This window comes from Nocardia sp. alder85J (genome assembly GCF_020176955.2).
GTDB lineage: Bacteria > Actinomycetota > Actinomycetes > Mycobacteriales > Mycobacteriaceae > Nocardia.
This window is the reverse complement of sequence record NZ_JAIUCZ020000004.1, coordinates 583,518-608,853: the sequence shown is the minus strand read 5'-3', so window position 1 is coordinate 608,853 and position 25,336 is coordinate 583,518. Positions and strand designations below refer to the sequence as shown.

Here is a 25,336-nt window from a genome sequence, read left to right as displayed (position 1 = left end):
TTCGAGGACGTGAACACATGCCTGCCGATGACTGTAAACGTCCGGCATGCGGCCCTCTGCCCGGCTCAGTCCCCCGCGCAGGCCCGGCGGCCGGTGGACGGCCAATGTGCGGCAACCCAGTCCGCGATCGAATCCAGCACCGCGGGGGCGATCGGCCGGCGCACCGCGCGCCGATAGTCGCGCATCCCGAGCCGGTCGGGATCCGGCCGCAGCAGGTGGCCGAGGTCGCCGACGACGCGTCCGTCGAACGGGCCGCGGACCAACCGGCCCATCACCTCCACGTCCTCCGGCGGCACCTGCAGGTCGTGCCCGCCGGTGATCGCCAGCACCGGCACGGTGATCCGGCGCAGCGCGGGCGCCGGATCGTAGGCGGCGAACTCGCGCAGCCAGCGGGCGTTCACCCGGACCCCCCGCATCCGCTGCACGTCCGCCCCGGAGCGCCGGATCCGGTCCAGCCGCTTGCGCTGCCCGGCCGGCGAGTCGATGCGGGCCAGCCGCAGTCCCGCGGTCAGCCAGCCGGGCAGGGTGCTCAGCAGCGCGGCCGCCTGCCACTGCAACACCTGCTCGCCGGGCCGGGCGGCGGCGCTGAGCAGTACCGCACCGGCCACCGTCCCGTCGGCGGCCAGTTCGATCGCGTGCATACCGCCCTCGCTGTGCCCGACCACCAGCAGCGGGACGCCGGGCAGCCGATTCGCCAGCCAGTCCACCGCCGCCCGCGCGTCGTCGCGGCGGCGGCCGAATCCGGTGGACAGGTAGTCGCCGGCGCTGGCGCCGACCCCGCGCTTGTCGTAGCGCAGGGTCGAGACACCCAGCGGGGCAAGGGTTTCGGCCAGTATCCGGGTCAGGTCCAAGCGCAGCCAGCGCAGATTCGAGTCGCGGTCCACCCGTCCGGATCCGGGTAACAGCAGCGCGGCCGCGACCGGATCCGCGACGGGTGCGAAGGTACCGGCCAACCGGCAGCCGTCGCTGTCGAACGACACGTTCTCGGAGTTCAGCGCGCCCGCATCCCGTCGCCGGTGTCCCATGGGCATCAGTATCGGGGACCGGCCCCGGCGTTCTCGGTAGCCACGGACCGCACCGCGAGCCGGATCGCCTCAGGCGCCGGCGGTGGTGCGCAGATAGTGGTCGGCGATGTCGTCGCTGGTGGTGAGCCATACGCCGGGATGATTCGCGACGTAGTCCAGCGCCTCGTCCAGGTAACGGTGCCGGAACGGCTGGCCGGTGACGAACGGGTGCAGTGCCAGCGCCATCACCCGGCCGCTGCCGGCGGCGTCCGCGTACAGCTGGTCCAGTTGATCGCGCACCATCGCGACGAAGTCGGGACCGGTCAGCCCCTTGGTGACGAAGACGCCGATGTCGTTGAGCTCCACCGAATACGGCAGGCTCAGCATCCCCGGCACGGTCAGCCGGTAGGGCTGATCGTCGTTGGTCCAGTCCAGGGTGTAGCTCAGTCCGAGTTCGGCGAGCAGTTCGGCGGTGTGGAAGGTTTCGGTGAGGCCGGGGCCCATCCAGCCGCGCGGGCGCACGCCGGTGGCCTTCTCCAGGGTGGTGACGATGTCGCGCAACACGATTCGCTCCTGCTCGGGCGACAGGCCGCTGTGCAGGTGGCTGTTGCTGCTGCCGTGCGCCAGCCAGGCCCAGCCGCGCGCCTTCCCGGCCGCGATGATCTGCGGATACCGTTCGGCCACATCGGAATTCAGGAGGGCACTGGCCCGGATACCGTATTTGTCGAGCAGTTCGAGCTGCCGCCAGATGCCCACCCGGGGCCCGTAGTCGCGCCAGCCGTAGTTCAGCGGGTCCGGGGTCAGCGCGGCGGTGCCCTCGTAGGTCGCGGTGCCGGGCAGATCGGCGTAGAAGTGCTCGATGTTCAGGCCCACGTAGCAGGCGACCCGCTTGCCGCCGGGCCAGTGGATCGGCGCGCGTTCGGTGATGGGGCTGTAGTCGAAGAGGGTGATGTCGGTGCTCACGCCGCTATCCTGGAACCTTCACACAGATGTGAAGGTCAACCGAGAGTACCTGTGAGGTAGGACATATGCGGATCGGCGAACTGGCGGAGCGCACCGGCACCCCGGCCCGGCTGCTGCGGTACTACGAGGAGCAGGGCCTGATCCGGGTCGGGCGCTCCCCCAACGGATATCGCGACTACGACGAGCGCCTCGTCGATCAGATCACGCACATCCGCGGCCTGCTGGAGGCCGGGCTGCCGACCCGGCTGATCAAGCAGATCCTGCCCTGTCTCGACGATCCCGCCGACATCCATTTCGCCGACGCCTCACCGGAGATCATCGAAACCCTGGAGCAGCAGCGCGATCGCCTCACCCAGCGGATCGAACTGCTCACCCGCAATCGCGACGCGATGACCGGCTACCTGGAGTCGCTGCGCAGCTGCACACAGGTCTGATGCCGTTCGCCGAGAACGGAATTCGAGCGTCACTCGACCTTCCAGGTCACCCCGTACGCGGTGAGGAAGTCGAGGAAATCCGCGGGCTCGAACGCCAGGGCCGGAGGCAGCGCGCCGGCCGGTGACCCGCCCGCAGCCAGGCGCAGCGCGCCCTCGACCGCGATCACCGCCGTGAGGCCGTAGGAGTCGGGGCCGGTGACCCAGCCACGCGCCCTGGCGCCGTCGCCGGCGGTGGCCTCCGCCAGCATGAGCCAGCGGCCCGCCGCGCGCAGTTCGGCGTCGACCACCTCCGGGACCGATTCGACGATGTCCGCGGTCAGCCCGGCGAACATCGCGGCGGTCTCGGCACGGATCGCGCTGCGTACCCGGCCCGCGGCCACATGCCGGGGGATGGTGGCGACTCCGGGCAGCGCGAAGCTCTGCACCGGCACCGGATCCGATTCGCTCGGCACGAGAATCGTTGCACCCGAAGTCATCTCGGCCGGATGCCAGTTGCCGTCGGCGTATTCGAGCGGTCCGGTGCCGAGGACGGCCACCATCGACCGGGCGGTGCCTCGCGACGCGCCACCGCCGCTGCGCAGGTCGGCGATCAGCAGATCGGCCACGTCCGGCACGCGAGCGGCGGTCAGGTGGGCGATCAGGTCGCCGGGCCCGCCGTCGTCGGCCAGACCGGGCACCACCGTCACCCCTGCCCGCTCGGCGTCCGGGCCCACATCGCTCAATACCGCGTGCAGATACTGCATTTCGCCCGTGGTGTCGACGTAGTGGCAGCCGGCGGCGAGGGCCGCCCGGATCACCGGTTCACCCCATCGGCTGAACGGCCCCGCGCAGTTGACCACCGCCGCACACCCGTCGAATGCCCGTGCCAGCGCGGGAATGTCGTCGAGGCCCGCCACCCGCACCTCGGCACCACCGGCGACGGCACGCAGCCGGATCTCGTCGCGCCCCACCAGGACCGGCTGCCGCCCACGCCGGATCAGTTCGGCCACCACCAGGCCGCCGGTGAATCCACTGGCGCCGTATACCGCGATCTTCATCAGAGGAACTCCGTAGTCGGATGTCGTGAACCGGCGGTTGCCGGTTCCCGATCCACGCTAGGAATACGCCCGGCCACCAGCGATGTTCGAAGTACCGAGGCCGATGTCCGATCGTCCGGGCCCGGCGCCCGGCGCAACAGGGTGGTGCGATGGATGTTCTCAGCGATGTGGTCGCCGAACTGCGCGTCGGCGCGCCACATGCGTCCCGGACCGAACAGCGCACGCCGTGGGACAACCGGTTCGAGGCGACCGATGCGGTGGGATTCCATATCGTGCTGGGCGGCTCGTCCCGGCTGCTGACCACCGGCGGGCAGCCGGTGCTGCTCGGCCCCCGCGACGTGGTACTGCTGCCACGCGGGGACGCCCACTCGATCGCCGCCGCACCCGGCGCTGCCGCCTCGACCGTATTGCTCTGCGGTGCTTATCGTTTCGATCGTTCCCGGCATCACCCGCTGCTGTCCGAACTCCCGGCCGTCATCCATCTGCCCGCCCGTACCCGGCCACCCGCACCGCTGGACGCCGCCGTCGACCTGCTGGCCCGGGAGATCGAGACCACCCCCGAGTCCGGCGCCGTCGGCCCGCTGCTCGAGGTCCTGCTGCTCTACATACTGCGGACCTGGTACGACGGACAGGAACAGCCCACCGGCTGGGGAGCCGCCCTGCGCGATCCCGACCTCGGCGCGGTGTTGCGAGCCATCCATCGGGACCCGGCCCACCCCTGGACCGTGCGCACCCTCGGCGCTCGCGTGAACATGTCGCGCTCGACCTTCGCGCAGCGCTTCACCGACACCGTCGGCCTGGCCCCACAGACCTACCTCACCCGCTGGCGGATGACCCTGGCGGCCCGCCGCCTCCGCGACACCGGCGACACCCTGCGCGTGGTCGCCGAAAACGTCGGCTACACCTCCGAATACGCCTTCGCCAAGGCGTTCAAGCGTGAATACGGTGTCGCGCCCGGACGATACCGGCACACGCCGGGCAGCCCCGACTTCGCGGCGACCGGTAGTACTGCGGAGTGACACCGGAATCACCCGCTCGGGTGATCACGGGTTCGGTCCCGTCCCACCACGATCGACGGCATGCAGTCGCGCCCCGCCACGCCACCGGCCACAACCACACCACCCGCCGGTACGGCCCGCCGCGCCGACATCTCGTTCCGCCATCGAATCCGCTTCGACGCCGCACCGGACGACACGGCAGTATTGCTCCGTACCACCGTATTTCGGCCGGCCAGCGTGTTGCGCGCGACCATCGTGGCGATGCTCGTGGCCGGGGTGACGGTGGTGGTCGGTGGATCCGCGGCGGCGGATGGTCCGGCGTGGCAGCCGTGCCCGGAGAATGCCGCGGCCGAGTGCGCGACGGTGCCGGTGCCCGTCGATCCGGGGCAGCCCGGGGGCGAGACGATCGGGATGGCGGTGGCGCGGGTGCGGGCGCGCGGCGATCGGATCGGCACGCTGATCGAATTGCCCGGTGGTCCGGGCACTTCGGGTGTCGACACGCTGTTGCACGGTGACCGCTTCTCCCCCGAGTTGCACGAGCGCTTCGACATCGTCGGCTTCGATCCACGCGGGGTGGGACGCAGCAGCCCGCTGCGATGTGACGCGGGACTGACCCGATGGCCGGACCTGGTACCCGACGCGGGTGGGTCGATCGCGCAAATCCATTCCTACGCACGGCAACTCGCCGACAGCTGCCGGCGTTTCACCGGACCGGTGGCCGACCACCTCGACAGCGCGACCGTCGCCGGTGATGTCGACGCGCTGCGAAAGGCGCTGGGCGAACCGCGGATCAGCCTCTACGGCCGCTCGTACGGCACCATGATCGGCCAGTCCTACGCCGAGCGGTTCGGCGATCGGGTGCGGGCGCTGATCCTGGACAGCGTCGACGATCACAGCCTGGACGGTGCCGCGTTCCTGGCCTCGGAAGCGCGGGCCGGGCGGGACACCTTCGCCGGATTCGTGTCCTGGTGCGACCGCACGCCGGCCTGCGCACTGCACGGCACGAACGTCCCGGCCCGCTACACGGACCTGTTCCGCCGGGCCGAGCGCGGCACCCTGCGCGATCCGGCGGCGCCGGACCGGCCGCTGGACGCGCTCGGACTCAGCCAGGCGGTGACCGCCCGGCTCTACCAGCCCGACTGGGCCGCCCTCGGCACCGACCTGCGCGCCCTGGCCGACAGCCCGGACTCACCCGAACCCCTTGTCGCACCGCCGCTCCCGACCGGGGTACCGGCGTCGTCACCGGCGTACATCACCTGTTCCGACTGGCGTTTCGACATCCCCGGCCAGAGCACCTGGGAACGGCTGTGGCGTGAGCAGAACCAGGACGCCGGCGCTCTGCGCGCACACTTCGCCTGGGCAGCCGCGTCCGTCTGCTCCGGATGGCCGGTCCCCCCGGCGAATCCGCCACATCGGCCGCACCTCACCGGCACCCCGCCGATCCTGGTACTGAACGGCATCCACGACCCCGCCACCCCCTACGAATGGGCCACCGCCGTCACCGCCCACACCCCGGGTGCGACCCTGCTGACCTACGACGGCTGGGGCCACGGCATCTACGGCCGCACCGCGTGCACCACCACCGCCGGCGACCGCTACCTGATCGACCTCACCGTCCCCCCGGCCGGAACCCGCTGCCCGGCAGCGTGAGCCACCCCGACGACCGGCGAGTTCGGACGCGGTGCCGCCGTGCTTCTGTTCGCCGACTTATTTTGACCGATCGTTCTTAATGCGGCTACAGTGTCCCCATGCCGAGAACCAAGGAGTTCGACCCGGACGCGATGCTGGAACGGGCCCTGGAACTGTTCTGGCAGCGCGGCTACGAGGCCACCTCGATGGCGGATCTGGTCACCCACCTCGGCATCGCGAAGGCGAGCATCTACGCCACCTTCGGCGGCAAGCAGGCGTTCTTCGCCAAGGCGTTGCAGCGCTACCTGGACCGCACCGATCCGCTGATCATGGCCGAGCTGTCGCAGCCGGGCCCGGTACTGCCGGCGGTGCGGACACTGGTGGACCGCTACATCGGCGAGGCCGACGACGACCGGCGTCGTGGCTGCATGGTCGTCAACAGCGCCGTCGAATTCGCCGGTCGCGACGACGAGGTCACCCGCCTGGTGGAGTCCAGCTGGGCCCATCTGGAGACAACCCTGACCGTCGCCCTGCTGCGCGCGCGAGCCCAGGGCGAACTGTCACCGGAGGCCGACCCCCGGTCCCTGGCCCGCTTCCTGCTGGTGTTCTTCCAGGGCGTGCGCGTCCTGGAACGCACCCCCGGCTCCGCCGCCCGCCTGCGCGACGCCGCCCGGGTGGCCCTCGCCACACTCGCCTGACCACCCCGGCCACCCGTCCGGGGCTCACCCATACCCCAATTCAAGACCGATCATTCTCGAATACATTACGGAAAGGCCCCGATGAACGCCCGCTTCGACGACAAGGTAGTCCTGATCACCGGCGGCGCCGGCGGCATCGCCACCGCCACGGCCACCGCCTTCGCCGCATGCGGCGCCACCGTGGTGCTGGCCGGCCGCAACCCGGACACTCTGGCCGCCACGGCATCCGGCATCGCCCACCCCGGAATCGACTGGGTGACCGCCGATGTCACCGACACCGACCAGGTCGCGGCCCTGGTGGACGAGGTGGTCCGCCGTCACGGCGGCCTGCATGTCGCCGTGAACAATGCCGGAATCTTCGGCGCCGCAGCACCTTTGGCCGATCTCGACGAAAAGATCTGGCACGCAACGCTCGACGTGAACCTGACCGGCGTCTTCCTGTCGATGAAGCACGAGATCGCCCACATGCGCGAGCACGGCGGCGGCGCGATCGTCAACATCTCCTCCAACATCGGCGCCCACCGCCGCCTCGCCGGCCTCGCCGCCTACACCGCGTCGAAAGCCGCGGTCAGCGCCCTCACCCGCGCCGCCGCCCTCGACCACATCGCCGACGGTATCCGCATCACCGCCGTCAGCCCCGGCGCCACCGCCACCCCGATGTCGATGCGCCCCGGCGAAACACCCGCCGACCGCGACGCGCGCATCGCCGCCGCCACCCCCGCCGGCCGCGTCGGCGACCCGGCCGAGGTGGCCGCCGCCGTCCTGTGGCTGGCCTCCGACGACGCGAGCTACGTCGTCGGCCAGGACCTCGTGATCGACGGCGGCGCCACCGCCTGATCCCCGGCCCCGGAACCGATTGCGGCACAGATCATTCGGTCAGCTCCGCCAACATCTTCCGCAGCGGCTCCGGGTTCCCCCGCATACTGGCGACGGACGCCTCCAGGTTCCGTTCCCGCTCGAGAAGTTCCCGTGGATGTCGCCGACGATCGCGCGAGGGAATGCGCGGAGGTGCGCGAGGCCGTAATCTCCCGCGAACTCGACACGTTCGAGGCGATACAGCGCGAGCGTCGTCAGGTCTGCCTCGGCAGCCGCCAACCCCTCCGCGACATCGATCCCGAGCAGATTGGCCGACAGGCCGCTACGCGGATCGAGGTACGGATCGGCGGTCACCGTCGGCGGTGGCGTCGAAGGGCCTCTTCGTACGCCTCGTCCACTGTGATCTCACCACTGACGAGACGCTCTCGCTGGGCGATCAGGTCCGGAGTCGGCTCCGATCCCTCGGCTCGCACCGAGGCGAGGGCGCCGCGAAGGCACGGTACCGGGACAGCTCCTCGAGCACCCCCTCGCACTGCGCCCACACGGCCCCGAAGGCTTCGCTCGCCGTCCGATATGCGGTGTCGACCCTCGTAGCCGCCGTACGACAGCAGGACGGCCTCGGGCTATCGACAGGCGCTCGAGATTGCACAGGAGGGCATCGGGGGCCGATCGCACCCCGCTTGTGAATGAGCTTGCACAATCGTGCATAATCATCACATGGCGGATACCTCGAGTGGGCCCGTGTTGCGGGTCGCGGTGGCCGGTGCGAGCGGTTATGCGGGTGGTGAAGTGCTGCGGCTGTTGCTGGGCCATCCGGCGTACCGAACCGGGCGCCTCGAGATCGGGGCGCTGACCGCCGGGACCAATGCCGGGAGCCCGCTCGGGCAGTTGCAGCCGCAGCTGCTGCCGTTGGCGGATCGGGTGCTGACCGAGACCACGCCCGAGGTGCTGGCGGGGCACGACGTGGTGTTCCTGGGGCTGCCGCACGGGCAGTCGGCGGCCATCGCGCGGCAGTTGCCGGAATCCACCGTGATCATCGACTGCGGGGCCGACTTCCGGCTCACCGATGCCGCGGCCTGGGAGAAGTACTACAAGTCCGCGCATGCGGGGAGCTGGCCGTACGGGTTGCCGGAGTTGCCGGGCGGGCGGGATCGGCTGCGCGGGGCCACCCGGATCGCGGTGCCCGGATGCTATCCGACGGTGGCGAGCCTGGCGCTGGCGCCGGCGGTCGCGGCGGGTCTGGTGACACCCGCGGTCACCGTCGTGGCGGTCAGCGGGACCTCGGGGGCCGGACGCAAGCTCGATGTGGGACTGCTCGGCTCGGAGGTGATGGGGTCGGCGCGGGCCTACAGCATCGCGGGGGCGCACCGGCACACGCCGGAGATCGCGCAGAATCTGCGACTCGCGGCGGCGAGCGGCGGGGCCGACGGCGAGATCGCCGTCTCGTTCACCCCGGTGCTGGCGCCGATGCCGCGGGGGATCCTGGCCACCTGCACGGCGGCGCTGCGGCCCGGGGTGGACGCCGATCAGGCTCGTGCTGTCTACGACAAGGCTTATGCCGATGAGCCTTTCGTTCATCTGCTGCCGGAAGGCGTACTGCCGCAGACCGGTTCGGTGCTCGGTTCCAACGCGGTCACGTTACAGGTGGCCGTCGACGCCGACGCCGGACAGCTGGTGGTGATCGGCGCGATCGACAATCTGACCAAGGGCACCGCGGGCGCTGCGGTGCAGTCCATGAACCTGGCACTCGGCCTGGACGAGACCGCCGGCCTGACCACCGTAGGAGTGGCACCGTGACCGACACCCCCGACAACGGCGCTATCGACACCGCCGGTGGAACGCTGCTGCGCTCCCAGGGCGTCACGGCTCCGCTCGGCTACCGCGCGGCCGGGATCGCCGCGGGTATCAAGAAGAGCGGAAAGCCGGATCTGGCACTGGTTTTCAACGAGGGGCCGGAGTACGCGGCGGCCGGGGTGTTCACCCGCAACAAGGTGAAGGCCGCGCCGGTGCTGTGGTCGCAGCAGGTGCTCACCGGCGGCCGGTTGCGCGCGGTGATCCTCAATTCCGGTGGCGCCAACGCCTGCACCGGTCCCGGCGGTTTCCAGGACACCCACGCCACCGCCGAGGAACTGGCGAAGGCGTTGAGCAACTGGGGAACCGAGACCGGCGCCGGTGAGATCGCGGTCTGCTCCACCGGTTTGATCGGCGACCGGTTGCCGATGGACAAGCTGCTGCCCGCGGTCACCGAGATCGTCCGCGAGATGGGCGGCGGGCTGTCCGGCGGAGCCGAAGCGGCACAGGCGATCATGACCACCGACACCGTGCCGAAGCAGGCGGCCTACCACCATCCGGCCAAGTGGAACGTCGGCGGGATGGCCAAGGGCGCGGGCATGCTGGCCCCCTCGCTGGCCACCATGCTGGTGGTGCTCACCACCGACGCGGTCGCCACCCCGGACCAGCTGGATCACGCACTGCGCCATGCCACCCGGCTCACCTTCGACCGGCTCGACGTCGACGGCTCCTGCTCCACCAACGACACCGTGCTGCTGCTGGCCAACGGGGCCAGCGCGGTCGCGCCCACCCAGGACGAGCTCGACGCGGCGGTGCTGGCATTGTGCGACGACCTGGCCGCACAGCTGATGGCCGACGCCGAGGGCGTCACCAAGCGGGTGGAGGTCACCGTCACCGGCGCGCTCACCGAGGACGAGGCGCTGGTCGGCGCCCGCGCGATCGCCCGTGACTCGCTGGTGAAGACGGCGTTCTTCGGCTCCGACCCGAACTGGGGCCGGGTGCTGGCCGCGATCGGCATCGCGCCGATCACCCTGGACCCGGATCGGATCTCGGTGTCGTTCAACGGGAATCCGGTGTGCGTGGACGGCACCGGCGCGCCGGGCGCCCGCGAGGTCGACCTGTCCGGTGCGGACATCCACGTGGAGGTCGCGCTGGGACTGGGCGAGGGCACGGCGACCATCCGCACCACCGACCTCTCGCACGGCTACGTCGAAGAGAACTCGGCCTACAGCTCATGACCACGCGCACACCGGATCTCGTGGCCGACCCGGAGCTGTCGGCGCTGGACAAGGCGCACGTGCTGGCGGGCGCGCTGCCGTGGTTGCAGAAGTTCCGCGACAAGATCGTGGTCGTCAAATACGGCGGCAATGCCATGGTCGACGGGCGGCTGAAGCAGGCGTTCGCCGCCGACATGGCCTTCCTCCGCACCGTCGGCGTGCACCCGGTGGTGGTGCACGGCGGCGGCCCGCAGATCAACGCCATGCTCACCAAACTCGGTCTGCGCGGCGAATTCCGGGGCGGTTTCCGGGTCACCACGCCCGAGGTGATGGATGTGGTGCGGATGGTGTTGTTCGGTCAGGTGGGCCGGGAGCTGGTCGGGCTGATCAATCAGCACGGCCCGTACGCCGTCGGCATCTCCGGCGAGGACGCGCGGCTGTTCACCGCCACCCGCCGCACCGTCGACGTCGACGGCGTCGCCACCGATATCGGCCTGGTCGGCGACGTCACCTCCGTGAATCCGGACGCGGTGCTGGATCTCGTTCGCGCCGGGCGCATTCCGGTGGTGTCGACGATCGCGCCGGACGCCGGCGGGGTGGTGCACAACATCAACGCCGACACCGCCGCCGCGGCGCTGGCCGAGGGCATCGGCGCGGAGAAACTGGTGGTGCTCACGGATGTCGAAGGCCTGTACACGAATTGGCCGGACCGGTCCTCGCTGACCACCCACATCGACACCGCGGCGCTGGCGGCGCTGCTGCCGAGCCTGGACGCGGGCATGGTGCCGAAGATGGAGGCGTGCCTGCGCGCGGTGACCGCCGGCGTGCCGACCGCGCACGTGATCGACGGCCGCGTCCCGCACGCGGTGCTGCTGGAACTGTTCACCGGGGAGGGCATCGGCACGATGGTGACCCCCGCGACCGACCCCACGGAAACGACGACGGAAACGGCGATGCCATGACCGAGAGCAACCGGACGACCATCGGCACGGCCACGCAGGATCTCCAGCGCCGCTGGACCTCCGCGCTGATGAACAACTACGGCACCCCGCAGATCGCGCTGGTGCGCGGCGCCGGTGCGGTGGTCTACGACGCCGACGGCAAGCGCTACCTGGACTTCCTGGGCGGCATCGCGGTCAACAGCCTCGGCCACGGCCATCCGGCCATCCTGGAGGCGGTCACCCACCAGCTCGGCACGCTGGGCCACGTGTCCAATCTGTATGCCAGCGAGCCCGCGATCGAACTCGCCGAGCAACTGGTGGCGCGCTTCGGCGACGGGCACGGCCGGGCCTTCTTCTGCAACTCCGGCACCGAGGCCAACGAGGCGGCCTTCAAGATCGCGCGACTCACCGGACGCCGCAAGATCATCGCCTGCGAGGAGGCGTTCCACGGCCGCACCATGGGTGCGCTGGCGCTGACCGGCCAGGCGTCGAAACGCGAACCGTTCGAGCCGATGCCGCCGGGTGTCGTGCACGTGCCCTACGGCGACGCGGCGGCGCTGGCCGCGGCCGTCGACCGCGACACCGCGGCGGTGTTCCTGGAGCCGATCATGGGTGAGAGCGGCGTGGTGGTGCCGCCGCCGGACTATCTGGCCACCGCCCGCGCGCTCACCGCCGAACACGGCGCGCTGCTGATCCTCGACGAGGTACAGACCGGCATCGGCCGCACCGGCCACTTCTACGCCCACCAGGCCGCGGGCATCGTGCCGGATGTGATCACGCTGGCCAAGGGCCTCGGCGGCGGGCTGCCCATCGGCGCGGTGCTCGCACAGGGACCAGCCGCCGAACTGCTCACCCCCGGCCTGCACGGCACCACCTTCGGCGGTAATCCGGTGTGCGCGGCGGCCGCGCTGGCGGTGCTGCGCACCATCGACGAGACCGGGCTGCTGTCGCATGTGGAGACCGTCGGCAAAACCCTCGTCGACGGCATCGCCGACCTGGACCATCCGCTGGTCGATCACGTCCGCGGCGCCGGACTGCTGATCGGGATCCGGCTCACCGCACCGGTTTCCGCGCAGGTGGAGCTATCCGCCAGGGCCGCGGGCTATCTGGTGAATCCGGCGAAGCCGGACGTGATCCGGCTGGCGCCGCCGCTGGTGCTCACCGAGGTTCAGGCACAGTCCTTCCTCACCGACCTGCCTGCAATACTGGACGCTGCCGCCGAGGCGAAGGGATCGAAGTGACCATCCGGCATTTCCTGCGCGACGACGACCTCACTCCTGCCGAGCAGGCCGAGGTACTCACGCTGGCAACCGCTCTCAAGGCCGCACCGTTCTCCCGGCGCCCGCTGGAGGGCCCGCGCGGGGTGGGGGTCATCTTCGAGAAGAACTCCACCCGTACCCGATTCTCGTTCGAGATGGGCATCGCGCAACTGGGCGGGCACGCGGTGGTCGTCGACGGCCGCGACACCCAACTGGGCCGCGAGGAGACCCTCGCCGACACCGGCCGGGTGCTGTCCCGCTACGTCGACGCGATCGTGTGGCGCACCTTCGAACAGTCCCGGCTCGACGAGATGGCTTCGGCGGCAACGGTTCCGGTGGTGAACGCGCTGTCCAACGAATTCCACCCGTGCCAGGTGCTGGCGGACCTGCTGACCCTGAAGGAGCACAAGGGCGAACTGGCCGGCCGCCGGCTCACCTACTTCGGCGACGGCGCGAACAATATGGCGCATTCGCTGCTGCTCGGCGGCGTGACGGCCGGACTGCACGTGACCATCGCCGCCCCACCGGGTTTCGAACCGGCGGACTGGATCCACGAGGACGCGCAGAAGCGGTCCGCCGAGACCGGCGCGACCATCACGGTCACCAACGACCCGATCGCCGCCGCCACCGGCGCCGACGCCCTGGTCACCGACACCTGGACCTCGATGGGCCAGGAGCACGACGGCCTGGACCGGGTGGGCCCGTTCCGGCGCTTCCAGCTCAACGAGGATCTGCTGTCCCTGGCCCAACCGGATGTCGTTGTGCTGCACTGCCTCCCGGCCCATCGCGGCGAGGAGATCACCGACGCGGTGCTGGACGGCCCGCACAGCGTGGTCTGGGACGAGGCGGAGAACCGGCTGCACGCGCAGAAGGCGCTGCTGGCCTGGTTGCTGGAACGACGTTCGGAGGAGGAGTAGCGGTGGCGGACAAGCCCGGCCCGGCCATCGCTCGCACCCGCGCAGGCCGCCAGCAGCGCATCGTCGAACTGCTGACGGCCCACGCGGTGCGCAGCCAGACCGAGCTGGCGGCGCTGCTGTCCGCGGAGGGCATCGAGACCACCCAGGCCACCCTGTCGCGCGATCTGGACGAACTGGGTGCGGTGAAGCTGCGCGCCGCCGACGGCGGCGCGGGCATCTACGTGGTCCCCGAGGACGGCAGCCCGGTCCGGGGCGTCACCGGCGGCACCGACCGGTTGTCGAAGCTGCTCGGCGACCTGCTGGTCTCCACCGATCACAGCGGGAACATCGCGGTGCTGCGCACCCCGCCCGGCGCCGCCCACTACCTGGCCAGCGCCCTGGACCGGGCCTCGCTGCCGGAGGTGGTCGGCACCATCGCGGGCGACGACACCGTCGCCGTCATCGCCCGCGAGCCGCTGACCGGGGCGCAACTGGCCGCGAAGATCGAGCGGCTGGCCTGAGTCGCGCTCGCGCCGCCCGATCCGGCGGCGCGGGCATTCGATCCCGCAACTCGGCCACCCGATCCGGCGGCGTCGGCGCTCAGCCGTGTGGCGCAGCCCGATCCTGCGACGCCGACACGCGATCCTGTAGCTCAGTCGCCCGATCCGGCGGCGCGGGAGCTCGATCCGGCGGCGCGGGTGCCGGGGGCACGCAGGGCGGGGGCCAGGTGCGCGGGCAGGTAGCCCTGGTCGGCGAGGCGCGCGAGCAGCCCGCCGCTGGCCAGGATGTCTCGCAGCAACGGCGGCAGCGGCGCGAAATGCCCGGTGCTGCCGGTGGTGCGATACCGCAGGTGATCAGCGTGTACGCCACCGACGGGGATTTCGATCTGCACAGTCTGGTGATCGCCGCCGATATGCCGGCGCTGAGTGCGCTGCTGCTCGACCAGCTGCCCGCATTGCCCGGTATCGCCCGGCTGCGCTCCCGTACCGGACTGGCCTGGCACGGCGGGGCGCGCTGGCAGCTCGGCGCCATCGACCCGGGTCAGCAGCGCGCGGTCGCCGACGAAGCACCCGAGGACCGGCAGGCCGCCCGCACCCGGCTGTTCGACGCCGACGATCGCGCGCTGTTCCTGGCCCTGCAACGCGACGGCCGGGCCCGCTACCGGGATCTGGCCCGCGACCTCGGCACCTCCGAACATCTGATCCGACGCCGGGTGGACGCCCTGGTCCGGCGTGGCATGCTCGGCTTTCGCACCGACTTCGCGCGCGGCGAGGCCGGATGGCCGACCGAATTCGTGCTGTGGTTGTCGGCCCCGCCGCACCGGCTGGTGGAGATCGGCACCGAGATCGGCGGCTGGTCGCAGACCCGCATCTGCCTGTCGGCGGTCGGCACCGCCAATCTGATGGTGATGGTCCAGGTGCACCGGCTCGCCGACATCACCGCCGTCCTGGACCGTATCCACGCCACCGATCACGACATCACCGTGGCCGATCAGCGGCTGATCCTGCGCGCGGTCAAGTCCTGGGGGCGGCTGCTGGATCCGGCCGGGCGGACGACCGGTCTGGTCCCGGTGGACCCGTGGGCACCCACCGAGATAGTTATCAACCAGTAACTCCAAGTTCCACGGGAAACATCATGCATTACAAAGATGTTCACCTATGATGCGCGTACCGAATGGTCGCCGACCATTCGCTGTGATGGTGCCGTATCGACACCGCAGGCATCGCGTCGGTTGCCCGGAACAGCGTCTCGGCAGCAACCGTGGCGACTCCCCGGATCCGGCCGGGCATCACATCCGCCACCGGCCCGCGCATCCCCGCGCCGGCACTCCTCGACGGCCGGCGCCATGTCCGAGCAGGGCATCCGTTCCGGAAGGTGCTGTCGTACGATCCGTGCGGAGCGATCGGCCGACGCGATCCGGTCCGGAGCGAGACCCGAAGGAGCCCATGGTGATCGGCGACACCGGTACCGGAACAGTCCCTGGCATCCGGACGGACGCGACAGACGCGCTGCACGACCGCGTGATCGGCCCCGAGCACAAGGCGCTCCCACCGGCGGCCTGGGGCCGGAGCGTACGCGAATACCTCAGCAGCACACCGTATCTCGACGAGCTGCAAACACCGGTGCTGACGATCGACCGCGCCGCGCTGGACGGCAACCTCGCCGTCATGGCCGGCTGGGTGGCCGCTGCTGGTCTGCGGCTGGCCCCGCACGGCAAGACCACGATGGCCCCGCAGCTGTGGGCCGAACAGCTCGCCGCCGGTGCCTGGGGCATCACGCTGGCCACCGGCTGGCAGGCACAGCTGGCCCGCCGCTTCGGCGTCGGCCGTGTCCTGCTCGCCAACACCCTCGCCGACCCGATCGGATTGCGCTGGGCCGCATCCGAACTCGCGCACGACCCGGATTTCGATCTGCTCTGCTGGGCCGACGACGTGGCCACGGTCGAGGCGATGGACCGGCAGCTGGCCGGGGCCCCGGCAGCGGTACGGCTGCCGGTTCTCGTCGAACTCGGCGGGCCGCGGGGCCGCACCGGCGCGCGGACGGTCGCGGCGGCGCTCGACGTCGCCGCCGCCATCGAACGGTCCGCTCACCTGGAGCTCGCGGGTGTCGGCGGTTATGAGGGCCCGTTCGCTCGCGACCGCTCCCCCGCGGGCCTGGCCGCGGTGCGCGGCTACCTCGACGAGTTGGCCCGGCTGCATCGGGAGTTGGCCGCGCGGTATCCGCGCCGCGCGGTCGTCACCGCGGGTGGCAGCGCGTTCCCCGACCTGGCCGCGGAATGCCTGGCCGGACTGGCCGACGAGTCCGGTTCGGCCGGCGTGCCCACCACCGTGGTCCTGCGATCGGGTGCGTACCTGATCCACGACGACGGTTTCTACGCCGAGCTGTCACCGCTGGTCGCGGGCCGCACCGAACGCCCGCTGCGCTCGGCGATGCACGGCTGGGCCCGCACGCTGTCACGACCGGAACCGGAGCTGGCGTTGCTCGACGCCGGTAAGCGTGACCTGCCGTACGACGAGGGATTGCCGGTGCCGCAACGTATTTCGGGCGCCGGGCCGGTCCCGGCCGGGGCACAGGTCGCGAAACTCAACGACCAGCACACCTTCCTGCGACTGCCGGAGGGCGGCGATGTCCCGCTGGGCAGCGTGGTGCGGCTCGGCCTCTCACATCCCTGTACCGCCTTCGACAAGTGGCGGCTGATCCCGGTGATCGACAGCGCCGACGCCGATCGGCCGCGCGTCGTCGACTTCCTGCACACCTTCTTCTGACACCGGGCACGGACCGACGCGTCGCGCGGCGGTCGCCACCCAGCCAGTTGATATCGCCTCGCGCGCAGCATTTTTCGTGCAGCACCCCTGGCCGGATCGGCACACGGCCCGATCCTGAACACGCTCGACCCGGCACCTGGCCCGACCCGGCACCTGGCCCGGCGACCAGCCGACCCGGGGCCCCGGCCCGCGCTCAGGCCGCGCCGAGGATGCCCAGCACCATGTCCGAGGTGTAGAACGGCTCCAGCCGCGCGCGAATCAGCTTGGCCAGCATGCCGTCCCGCTTGGCGGCCTCGATCACGGCCGGGCCGTACCGCAGGATCTCCTCGGTGAGGTCGTCGGCGCCGAGTCCCAGTTCCGGCAGCAGCGCGGCGAGGGTGTGATCGCCGTATTTGGTGAAGAACACCTCCACCGCCTCGTCCAGCAACAGCCCGACGTACTCCTTGTTGCGGCTGCCGGTGGCGATCCGATGCCCGATCAGCACGAGCTCACGCAGATCGTATTGGGTCAGATACTGCCGCAACCCGCTGACCGGCTCACCGGCGTGCAGATCCCAGAACTGCATGGCGGCCCCGTGCACAGGTGCCTCGCGCAGGGTCTCCCGGATGGCGTTGGTGACGCGGCGCAGCGCGTAGAGGGTGCCCCGATTGGCCATATCGCCGACGAAGCTGCCCTCCGCGGCCTTCTTGGCGGACTTCACCGCGGACTGCCCCAGCGACATCAGCGACGTCATCCCCGGCACCTTGCCGACGACCTTCTTGTTCGCCTCCAGGATGTCGTCGACGAGCATGTCGACGAATTTCGATGCCACCGGGGCCGCCAGCGGCGCCTCGCCGAGCCGGTCCAGCAACCGCTCCTGCGCGTCGTGCAACCCCAGCACCTTCTCCACCAGGGCTTCCACCGGCTCGCGGTCCACCACGTCACCGAGGGTGTGCTCGTCGTTGTCGACGATGTGGTCGTACAGCGCGTCCGACAACACCCCGGCGAGATCCCGCAGCAGCGGACTGTCGGAGCGGTCGACCAGCTTCCGCAGGGTGGCCTGGGCCTGCTCGATCCCGACGACGTCCCGGAAGACGACCGTGTCGGCGACGGCGAGCGCATCGGCGACATCACGCGCGACCACTTCCGCGAGCCGCTCCCCGGTCACCTCCGCCAGCAGGAAGTCGACCTGGGCGTCCAGCAGTCGTGCGGCGATGTCCCGCGGCTCGGTCATCGAACCCACCCTCATTCTCTCCGGGCCGCCGGCGGGTCAGTCACTCGTCGCGCATCGACTTGCGGATCTGCTCCAGGCGTTCGCGCGCGGCCTTCTGCCGCGCGTCCCACTGTTCTTCCACGGTGCGGCCCGGCGGCGTCTGCGAGGACAGTTCCCCCATCCCCTGCGCGGTGCCGAACCGCTGATCGACCTTATCCCGAACTGACTCCCAAGTAGGTACGCCGCCGGGACCATACCCCGGCAATCCGGGTGCGGACCCGCCGATCGGAATCCCCGGCACCGCCCCGACCTGCCCGTACGGCTCGTCGAGAATCGGCTCCACCACGATCTCCGGCAGGTCCGTGGTGGAACTCACAACACCCCCCGCCTCCGCATGACCCCGCTCCGCCACCAACTCCGCCGCCACCAGATGCAACCGATCCAACCCCGGCCGCCCGGTGCTCGCCGCCAGCACCACGGCCAGCAGATCCTCGTCCGACAGCGCCGCCAGCACCGCCGTCACACCACTGATATCCGACATGAGATCCAGGCTACTGACGCACCGCGCGTTCCCGCCGGAATCGTTGCCGCGGAGACATCCGGGCCCGCCCACCGCGCTCACGGTGGTGACCGAAGCCCGGCAGAAGACATCGTCCCGATCGGCACGGCGGACACGAACACCATCCGGCAAGGTGACTCACCAGCTTTCGATCACCTTGTGGCCCTGGGGGATTGCCAGGGTGAGGAGGCCGGGGAAGCGGGTGTCCAGGTCGGTGCGGCGGAGGCGGTTGTAGCGGCGGGTGCCTTCGTCGCGCTGGCGGATGAGGCCGGCTTCGCGGAGGACCTTGAAGTGGCCGCTCTGGGTGGACTTGCTGACCGGGAGTGCGAAAGTGGTACAGGCGAGTTCGGCGTCGGGGGCCTCGGCGAGGCGCGCGACGATGGCCAGGCGGACCGGGTCGCTCAGGGCGGCCAGGATGGTGGTGAATTCCAGGTCGGCCACATCGGGGTGGGTCAGATCGGTGCTGGTTCGGCTCGCCATGGGGACAGCATAGTCGCTCATGTTCACATTTCCCGAACATGCGTGTTATGTTCGGAGAACTCGAACATAGACGGTTGGGGAAGGCATCATGGCACACACCCGCATTTCGTCCACAGCCCGCGCAGACGGGCCGGGATCGTCGAAAAATACTGGTGGAGGGCTGTTCTGGGCCACCGGGTACACACTGCTGGTCCTGCTCACGGGGACCAATCTGCCTACGCCGCTGTATCACGGGTATCAGCAGAGATTCGGGTTCTCCACGTTGACGGTGACCTTGATCTTCGCCGTGTACATGGCGGTACTGATCCCGTCGCTGCTGATCGCGGGGCCGCTGTCGGATGCGATCGGGCGGCGGCGGGTGCTGGCGCCGGCGGTCGTGCTCGCGGTGCTCGGCTCGCTGGCGTTCGCGCTGGCCCAGAACATCGGGTGGCTGTTCGTGGCGCGGGTCCTGCAGGGCATCGCGCTGGGGGCGGCGTCGGGGCCGTTGACGGCGGCGCTGAACGAATTGGAGCCGCGCGGGGATCGGCGGCGGGCCTCGCTGGTGTCGACCATCGCGTCGGTCGGCGGGCTGGGGACCGGGCCGGTGCTGGCGGGCCTCCTGGCACAGTACTTTCCGGCGCCGCACGTCACTCCGTTCGTGCTCGAGATCGTGCTGCTGATCCCGGCCGCGATCACCATCGCACTCCTGCCCCGAGGCACGGTCACCAGCCGGTGGCGGCCGCGGCGGCCGGGGGTTCCGGCGGGGATGGGTGAGCTCTTCGCGACCAGCGGTGCGGCCGGATTCCTGGCGTTCGCGGTCGTGGGGCTGTCGCTGACGCTCATCCCGACCTATGTGGCCACGCTGTCGGGCAGCCGCAACCTGCTACTCGGCGGGGCGGCGGTCGCGCTGGTACTGGCCTGCTCGGCGGTGGCACAGGTCGCCGGGTTCGGCAGATCGGCTCGGACCCTGCAACTTTCGGGCCTGCCACTGGTGGCCGTGGGACTGGTCCTGCTGGCGGTGGCCGGCAGCGTCTCGTCGCTGCCGCTGCTGCTGGTCGCGATCGTCGCGGCCGGCACCGGGCACGGGCTGGTCTTCCTCGGCGGGCTCACCGCGGTCAACCACGCGGCGCCGGCCGGCCGGCACGCCGAGGTGGCGTCGACCTTCCTGGTGGTCCTGTACCTGGGCACCAGCATTCCGGCGGTCGGCGTCGGCTTCCTCGCGACGGTGTCCGGATTGCTCAGGGCGGTACAGGATTTCGCGATCGTGGTGGCGGTGCTGTGCCTGATCGTGCTGGCCGCCACGGTCCGTCGCCGGCCGGTCACCGAGATCGGCGACGGCACCGGACAACTCAGCCGATGAGCGGGGTGTGGATGCGGCGGTCCGGGTCGATGCGAGCGCGAATGTCGTGGAAGCGCTGATAGTTGTGACCGAAGTAGCGGTCGATCCGGTCGCCGGGTTCCAGATAGTTGACATAGGCGCCCGCCGACGCGGGCTCGATCAGCCGATGCGCGTTGGCAATCCAGTCGCGGGACGCGTCGGCGGGATTCGGGTCGTAAGCGCCCCACTCCACCAGCGCCGCATGGTGCCGCCACGGGAAGGCCGCGAGATCCGGTGTGGTGTCACGCACCGCGCCGTCGAGGGTGTTGATCTGCACCCAGCCGGTGTGCCCGGCCCGGGAGAACATCGTGATCGCCTCGATGATCACCATGATGACCTCCGGGGTCAGCTCGGTGACCACGTCGGAGCCGTTGGCGAAGCCGCTGCGCGGCTCGGTGCCGCCGCCCCCGGCGAGGTAGGTGACGGTGTCCATGTGGGACAGCGTGCGGCTCTCCACCGTCAGCGGCGCCAAGCCGACCGCCTCCGTCAGCCCGGCGGTGGCCGTGGCGCCGGTCCCGGCCGGGCACACCAGCTGCACCCAGCAGCGCAGTCCGCCCTCGCCGTCGGCGTCGATGCTGATGTCGGCCCACTGGCCGCGCTCGGCGGAGGTGATCCACGACTGCCAGCCGGCGACCGCGCGCGCGACCTGGTTGCCGGGAAAGGTCACCTCCACAAGGTCTTTCGGCGCCGCCGGACAGGTGGCGTAGGTGAAGGAGGTCACGATGCCCAGGAAATGGCCGCCGCCGCGCAACGCCCACAACAGATCCGGGTACGAGGTCTTCGACACCTCGGCGATCCGGCCGTCGGGCAGCACCACCGTGGCCGCGGTGAGCCGATCGCAGGTCATCCCGTAGCGCCGGGACTCGAATCCCAGTCCGCCACCGAGGGTCAGCCCGGCGACGCCGACCATCGGGCACATGCCGGTCGGGATCATCTGGCCGAACCGATCGAGCGCACCGTACATGTCGTACAGGGTGAGACCGGGCTCCACCACCGCCGCCCCGTCCAGATAGCTCACGTTGCGCAACCGCCGCAGATCGATGATCAGCACCCCGGTCGCCGCGGAAACACCCAGATAGGAGTGCCCGCCCGAGCGCGCCGCCACCCGCAGATTGTTCTCGGCCGCGAAAGCCATTGCGGCGGCGACATCCTGGGTACTGGTGACCTGCACAACCGCGGCCGGCGCCTCGGCGTCGTACCGGGTGTTGAAGATCTCCTTGGCCGCCGCGTAGTCCTCGTCGCGGGCGAGCACGACGCGACCCTGGATACGCCGTTGCAGCGCAGCCCAGTTCGCGTTCGCCGCAGCCGCCGAGGTGGACGGGCTGGGATCGGCCTGCGCGATGGGGAAACCGGCGGCCGAAATGCCTCCGGCAACTGCGATCCCGAGCGCTCCCCGCAGAAATGTGCTGCGCGGGAAGGCACTGTCGGTGGTGTCGATCGCGACCCCTCCTGTTCTCCTGTCGTATTTACCTCCGTTCCAGATTAGTTGCCGAAAGGAACACACGCCGGGCTGTTCGGTCAGAACTTCCGGTGAGCTCACGGTGGCTCGTCCGCGACGCCGGACGGCACTGCCCGCACGCTGGTTACCACGCGGGCATCGGGCAGCAATTGTTGACCTCGAGGTCGCAAACGGTCTACGGTGGTCGCATGGGCAGGCCGCGCAACTTCGAGCCGGACGCCGTCGTGGAGCAAGCCATGGAGGCGTTCTGGACCTACGGGTACGCCGGCACCTCGCCGGCGTTGCTCGCCACCGCGACCGGCATCGGCAAGGGCAGCCTGTACCACCTGTACGGCAGCAAACGGCAGCTGTTCGAACAGGCCATCGCCCGCTACGACCGGCTGGGCCGGGAGAATGCCGCCGAACTACTGGACCGTCCGGGGCCGGTGCGGGAGGTGGTGCGCGAATTCCTGCGCGCACTCACCGATTCCGATCTGGCGCACCCGGTGCGGCGCGGCTGCCTGGCCGTGAATGTGGCGACCGAACTCGCCGCCCACGACCCGGACATCGCCCGCGCCGTGCACGACATGCAGGAACACGTGGTGGTGGAACTGACCGGGCGGCTCGAGCGAGCAGTCCGGGAAGGCGACCTCGGGCCGGGGACCGACCCGCGCGCCGCCGCCGAATTCCTGATGAACACCATCGCGGGCCTGCGCGTGATGACCAGGACCTACGACGCACCCTCGCTGTACCGCATCATCGACACCGCGGTCGGCACACTCTGACGCACCGCCGCCGACCGGCGGTTTCGTCACACCCTAATTATTGACCCCGAGGTCAACAACCCTCGGGCCGGAAAGGAACATCCCATGGATCTCGGACTCGAGGGCAAGACCGCCGTCGTCACCGGCGCCGGCCGCGGCATCGGCCTGGCCGTCGCGCAGGCACTGGCGGCGGAGGGGGTGCGGGTGCTGGGCGCGGCCCGCCACATCTCGGCCGAACTGGAGAAGGTCAGCGCGGCAACGGTTGCCGCGGACCTGTCGACCGCCGAGGGCGCCGCCGAGGTGGTCGCCACCGCGCTCACCGAGCTCGGCGGCATCGACATCCTGGTCAACAATGTCGGCGGCGGCGATGCCGCCGAACTGGGCCTGGGCGGCTTCCTCGACATCGACGACGCGCAGTGGCGAAAGCTGTTCGACCTCAACCTCTTCAGCGCGGTGTGGACCACCCGCGCGGCGCTGCCCAGCCTGCTGGAGCGGCGCGGCGCGATCGTCAACGTGTCGTCGATCAACGCGCGACTGCCTGCCGCCGGTCCGGTCGGCTACAGCGAGGCCAAGGCCGCGCTCACCAACCTCGGCAAGCGCCTCAGCGAGGAGTTCGGCCCGCGCGGCGTGCGGGTCAACACCGTCTCCCCCGGCCCGGTCGGGACGCCGTTGTGGCTGGCCCCCGGCGGTTTCGGCGCGAAGGTCGCACAGGCCCAGGGCATCGGGCACGAGGAACTCATCGCGGCGATGCCGGAACAGTTCGGCATCGCCTCGGGCCGGATCAGCGAGGCCGAGGAGGTCGCCGCGCTGATCACCTTCCTGGTGTCGGCGCGGGCCGCCAATATCGTCGGCGCCGATCACGTGATCGACGGCGGGGTGCTGAAGACCGTCTGATCCGGCGAACCGTCAGGTCCGATCGGCGGTGAGATGACGGCGGACGACCTCCAGCAGGTCGGTGCCGATCGGGACGCCGAGGCCGGTGCACGGATCCCAGCCCGCACCGGCCCGGTACTCGCCGTTGCTGCCGGAGACGATGTCGCGGAAACCGGGGGCCGGCGTACCCGCGGTGACACCGTTGTAGAAGGCCGGCTGCGCCAGACCGACCGGCTGCTTCAGGATTTCGGTGAGGCGGCAGATCAGCGCGGCCCACAGCGGGGCCGAGGCGCTGGTGCCGCCGATGCTCTGGTCCTGGCCGCGCCACCGCACGATGTAGCCCGTCGCCGGGTCGGCGTCGGCGGCCACATCCGGCACACCGCGGCCGGGGCGGCCGTTGCGCGCCGGCACACCCACGCCGGTCTGCCAGGCGGGCACGGGGAAGACCGAACTCACCCCGCCGCCGGTGGCGTTGTCGTCACCCGCTCCGCCCCACACGGTCTCGGCATCCACGGCCCGGGTGTCGGTGTGCGCGAACAGCGTGGTGCCGCCGATGGCGAGCACATGCGGGCTGGACGCCGGAAATGCCTGGTGCGGGCCGGGACTCGTGTCGCGGGAGCGGCTACCGTCGTCGCCGGAGGAGACGCAGACGGTGACGCCGAGGGCGGCCGCGTCGGCGAAGGCGTCATCGATCGTGGTCATCGCCTGCCGGGTCCAGCGCTCCTCGGACAGGCCCCAGCTGATGCTCATGGCCACCGGTGCGGGACTGGCGTGCGCGGCGGTGGCGATGGCGTCGACGATGCCGCGGTCCGACCACGGGGCGAAGTACACCACCTGCGCGGCATCGGGCGCGGCCGCGCCCAGGACCTGGATGTCGAGGGTGACCTCGCCGGACACGTCGTCGTCGGCGCTGCCGGAGTTCTGCACGCCGTCGACGCCGACGGAGGTGATCTTCGGTGCGCGCAACCCGAGTTCGGAGAAATATCCGTCGACGTCCTGCTGGTCGAATCCGCCGCCGAACTCCAGCACCGCCACGGTCTGCCCGGCCCCGGTGGCCGCGGGGAATTTGTAGATCTCCGCCAGCTGCGGCGGGGTGTAGAAGGCGGTGCGGGCGGCCGCGGCGTCGAGCAGGCGCAGATGCGGCCGGACCTGCGGACGGTCGTCGAGACCGAGGACCGCGGTGACGATGCCCGCCCAGGCGGCCGGAATGCGCAGCGTCCCGGTGCGCATGCGGTGCTCCACCGGCTCGCCGCCGAGCGGATCGGTCTCGCGGACCTGGGACAGTTCGACCCCGAACAACCGGTGCGCCACCGCGACCGGCGCGCTCGCGCACACCCGGCGCGATCCGGCGTGCTGCTCGTCGACCCGGGCGCCGGCGGCCTCCAGCGTATGCACCACCACGGCCAGGTCGGCCTGGTCGGCGCCGTAGCGCGCGGCGAGCTCGGCGGCGGTGACGGTGCGGGCGCCGGTCACCAGGTCGGCCGGCAGTTCGGCGCGGCGGCGCAGCACCACGGTGAACTCGACCGTGGTCGCGGGATCGACCGGGCCGAGGTCCTGCACATCGTGCAGGGCCTTGCGCTCGCTACCGGTCAGCTCGACCGAGTCCGGACCGCTCATCGGTCACACCCTCTCCGAATGAATCACAAAGGGGCTCCGTAGATCTCCACCCCGGACGAATCCGCACGAGTGTATCCGGCGGTCGGCTGCGGCTGCAATGTGAGCCG

The 25,336-nt window shown here is 70.7% G+C and carries 26 protein-coding genes; 16 read left to right on the top strand and 10 right to left on the bottom strand.

Features of this window, described 5'->3' with window-relative positions; translation table 11 throughout:
• Positions 1 to 65: 65 nt before the first annotated feature.
• Positions 66 to 1,025, bottom strand: coding sequence for an alpha/beta hydrolase (locus LBW94_RS18655; protein WP_225057129.1), 960 nt, complete (start codon positions 1,023 to 1,025; stop codon positions 66 to 68).
• Between the two features lie 69 nt (positions 1,026 to 1,094).
• On the bottom strand, positions 1,095 to 1,967 hold the full coding sequence (locus LBW94_RS18650; protein ID WP_225057130.1) for a polysaccharide deacetylase family protein: 873 nt from the start codon (positions 1,965 to 1,967) through the stop codon (positions 1,095 to 1,097).
• Positions 1,968 to 2,032: 65 nt separating this feature from the next.
• Between LBW94_RS18650 and LBW94_RS18645 the strand changes: the two genes are divergently transcribed.
• A complete protein-coding gene (locus tag LBW94_RS18645) occupies positions 2,033 to 2,401 on the top strand; it encodes a MerR family transcriptional regulator (RefSeq protein WP_225057131.1) in 369 nt (122 codons plus the stop codon).
• A gap of 29 nt (positions 2,402 to 2,430) precedes the next feature.
• Here LBW94_RS18645 and LBW94_RS18640 read toward each other — a convergent pair whose 3' ends face one another.
• Entirely contained in the window at positions 2,431 to 3,438 is a 1,008-nt protein-coding gene (locus LBW94_RS18640; protein ID WP_225057132.1) for a saccharopine dehydrogenase family protein, read from the bottom strand.
• Positions 3,439 to 3,587: 149 nt separating this feature from the next.
• On the opposite strand from LBW94_RS18640, the gene LBW94_RS18635 reads away from it, so the two are divergent.
• The 4 genes from LBW94_RS18635 to LBW94_RS18620 all read left to right on the top strand — a co-directional run bounded on the left by LBW94_RS18635 (position 3,588) and on the right by LBW94_RS18620 (position 7,600).
• The gene (locus LBW94_RS18635; protein ID WP_225057133.1) at positions 3,588 to 4,457 is read left to right on the top strand and encodes an AraC family transcriptional regulator; all 870 of its coding nucleotides are present in this window, start codon (positions 3,588 to 3,590) and stop codon (positions 4,455 to 4,457) included.
• Positions 4,458 to 4,517: 60 nt separating this feature from the next.
• Positions 4,518 to 6,086 carry an alpha/beta hydrolase gene (locus LBW94_RS18630; RefSeq protein WP_225057134.1) on the top strand — a complete coding sequence of 523 codons (1,569 nt, stop codon included), beginning with the start codon at positions 4,518 to 4,520 and terminating at the stop codon, positions 6,084 to 6,086.
• Positions 6,087 to 6,184: 98 nt separating this feature from the next.
• Positions 6,185 to 6,763: a TetR/AcrR family transcriptional regulator gene (locus LBW94_RS18625; RefSeq protein ID WP_225057135.1), complete on the top strand. Its 579-nt coding sequence runs from the start codon at positions 6,185 to 6,187 to the stop codon at positions 6,761 to 6,763.
• An 81-nt stretch (positions 6,764 to 6,844) separates the two neighbouring features.
• A complete protein-coding gene (locus LBW94_RS18620) occupies positions 6,845 to 7,600 on the top strand; it encodes an SDR family NAD(P)-dependent oxidoreductase (protein WP_225057136.1) in 756 nt (251 codons plus the stop codon).
• A 329-nt stretch (positions 7,601 to 7,929) separates the two neighbouring features.
• Here the strand turns inward: LBW94_RS18620 and LBW94_RS44445 are convergent, their stop codons facing one another.
• Positions 7,930 to 8,112, bottom strand: a complete 183-nt coding sequence (locus LBW94_RS44445) for an antitoxin VbhA family protein (RefSeq protein WP_225057137.1) — start codon at positions 8,110 to 8,112, stop codon at positions 7,930 to 7,932.
• 184 nt (positions 8,113 to 8,296) lie between these two features.
• Here LBW94_RS44445 and argC point away from each other — a divergent pair, with 184 nt between their 5' ends.
• From argC to LBW94_RS18590, 6 genes are read left to right on the top strand one after another with little or no spacing between them, the layout of a single operon-like run.
• Positions 8,297 to 9,376: an N-acetyl-gamma-glutamyl-phosphate reductase gene (argC, locus tag LBW94_RS18615; RefSeq protein WP_225057138.1), complete on the top strand. Its 1,080-nt coding sequence runs from the start codon at positions 8,297 to 8,299 to the stop codon at positions 9,374 to 9,376.
• A gap of 23 nt (positions 9,377 to 9,399) precedes the next feature.
• A complete protein-coding gene (gene argJ / locus LBW94_RS18610; protein ID WP_225057274.1) occupies positions 9,400 to 10,608 on the top strand; it encodes a bifunctional glutamate N-acetyltransferase/amino-acid acetyltransferase ArgJ in 1,209 nt (402 codons plus the stop codon).
• Positions 10,605 to 11,549, top strand: coding sequence for an acetylglutamate kinase (gene argB / locus LBW94_RS18605; RefSeq protein ID WP_225057139.1), 945 nt, complete (start codon positions 10,605 to 10,607; stop codon positions 11,547 to 11,549). Before argJ ends, argB begins: the two co-directional genes overlap by 4 nt.
• Complete coding sequence (locus LBW94_RS18600) at positions 11,546 to 12,769, top strand: acetylornithine transaminase (protein ID WP_225057140.1); 1,224 nt, start codon at positions 11,546 to 11,548, stop codon at positions 12,767 to 12,769. The genes argB and LBW94_RS18600 overlap by 4 nt, the downstream gene beginning before the upstream one ends.
• Positions 12,766 to 13,704, top strand: a complete 939-nt coding sequence (gene argF / locus LBW94_RS18595; RefSeq protein ID WP_416276917.1) for an ornithine carbamoyltransferase — start codon at positions 12,766 to 12,768, stop codon at positions 13,702 to 13,704. Before LBW94_RS18600 ends, argF begins: the two co-directional genes overlap by 4 nt.
• Before the next feature lie 2 nt (positions 13,705 to 13,706).
• On the top strand, positions 13,707 to 14,204 hold the full coding sequence (locus LBW94_RS18590) for an arginine repressor (RefSeq protein WP_225057141.1): 498 nt from the start codon (positions 13,707 to 13,709) through the stop codon (positions 14,202 to 14,204).
• 131 nt (positions 14,205 to 14,335) lie between these two features.
• Here the strand turns inward: LBW94_RS18590 and LBW94_RS18585 are convergent, their stop codons facing one another.
• Positions 14,336 to 14,575 (bottom strand): hypothetical protein, encoded by a 240-nt coding sequence (locus LBW94_RS18585; protein WP_225057290.1) that lies wholly within the window; start codon positions 14,573 to 14,575, stop codon positions 14,336 to 14,338.
• Between LBW94_RS18585 and LBW94_RS18580 the strand changes: the two genes are divergently transcribed.
• Complete coding sequence (locus LBW94_RS18580) at positions 14,543 to 15,295, top strand: AsnC family transcriptional regulator (RefSeq protein WP_266271455.1); 753 nt, start codon at positions 14,543 to 14,545, stop codon at positions 15,293 to 15,295. The genes LBW94_RS18585 and LBW94_RS18580 overlap by 33 nt on opposite strands.
• Positions 15,296 to 15,629: 334 nt before the next feature.
• A complete protein-coding gene (locus LBW94_RS18575; RefSeq protein ID WP_225057143.1) occupies positions 15,630 to 16,949 on the top strand; it encodes an alanine racemase in 1,320 nt (439 codons plus the stop codon).
• Positions 16,950 to 17,142: 193 nt separating this feature from the next.
• Here the strand turns inward: LBW94_RS18575 and LBW94_RS18570 are convergent, their stop codons facing one another.
• The 3 genes from LBW94_RS18570 to LBW94_RS18560 all read right to left on the bottom strand — a co-directional run bounded on the left by LBW94_RS18570 (position 17,143) and on the right by LBW94_RS18560 (position 19,180).
• On the bottom strand, positions 17,143 to 18,162 hold the full coding sequence (locus tag LBW94_RS18570) for a hypothetical protein (protein ID WP_225057144.1): 1,020 nt from the start codon (positions 18,160 to 18,162) through the stop codon (positions 17,143 to 17,145).
• 40 nt (positions 18,163 to 18,202) lie between these two features.
• Positions 18,203 to 18,682, bottom strand: coding sequence for a hypothetical protein (locus LBW94_RS18565; RefSeq protein ID WP_225057145.1), 480 nt, complete (start codon positions 18,680 to 18,682; stop codon positions 18,203 to 18,205).
• 156 nt (positions 18,683 to 18,838) lie between these two features.
• Positions 18,839 to 19,180, bottom strand: coding sequence for an ArsR/SmtB family transcription factor (locus LBW94_RS18560; RefSeq protein ID WP_225057146.1), 342 nt, complete (start codon positions 19,178 to 19,180; stop codon positions 18,839 to 18,841).
• An 88-nt stretch (positions 19,181 to 19,268) separates the two neighbouring features.
• On the opposite strand from LBW94_RS18560, the gene LBW94_RS18555 reads away from it, so the two are divergent.
• A complete protein-coding gene (locus LBW94_RS18555) occupies positions 19,269 to 20,519 on the top strand; it encodes an MFS transporter (protein ID WP_225057147.1) in 1,251 nt (416 codons plus the stop codon).
• On the opposite strand, the gene LBW94_RS18550 is transcribed toward LBW94_RS18555, so the two are convergent.
• Positions 20,509 to 21,789 (bottom strand): FAD-binding oxidoreductase, encoded by a 1,281-nt coding sequence (locus LBW94_RS18550; RefSeq protein ID WP_225057148.1) that lies wholly within the window; start codon positions 21,787 to 21,789, stop codon positions 20,509 to 20,511. The genes LBW94_RS18555 and LBW94_RS18550 overlap by 11 nt on opposite strands.
• Before the next feature lie 395 nt (positions 21,790 to 22,184).
• Here LBW94_RS18550 and LBW94_RS18545 point away from each other — a divergent pair, with 395 nt between their 5' ends.
• Together LBW94_RS18545 and LBW94_RS18540 are read left to right on the top strand one after the other, a co-directional pair.
• On the top strand, positions 22,185 to 22,760 hold the full coding sequence (locus tag LBW94_RS18545; protein WP_225057149.1) for a TetR/AcrR family transcriptional regulator: 576 nt from the start codon (positions 22,185 to 22,187) through the stop codon (positions 22,758 to 22,760).
• Positions 22,761 to 22,844: 84 nt separating this feature from the next.
• Positions 22,845 to 23,633: an oxidoreductase gene (locus LBW94_RS18540; protein WP_225057150.1), complete on the top strand. Its 789-nt coding sequence runs from the start codon at positions 22,845 to 22,847 to the stop codon at positions 23,631 to 23,633.
• 12 nt (positions 23,634 to 23,645) lie between these two features.
• On the opposite strand, the gene LBW94_RS18535 is transcribed toward LBW94_RS18540, so the two are convergent.
• Positions 23,646 to 25,229, bottom strand: a complete 1,584-nt coding sequence (locus LBW94_RS18535) for a S53 family peptidase (protein ID WP_225057151.1) — start codon at positions 25,227 to 25,229, stop codon at positions 23,646 to 23,648.
• Positions 25,230 to 25,336: the final 107 nt, after the last annotated feature.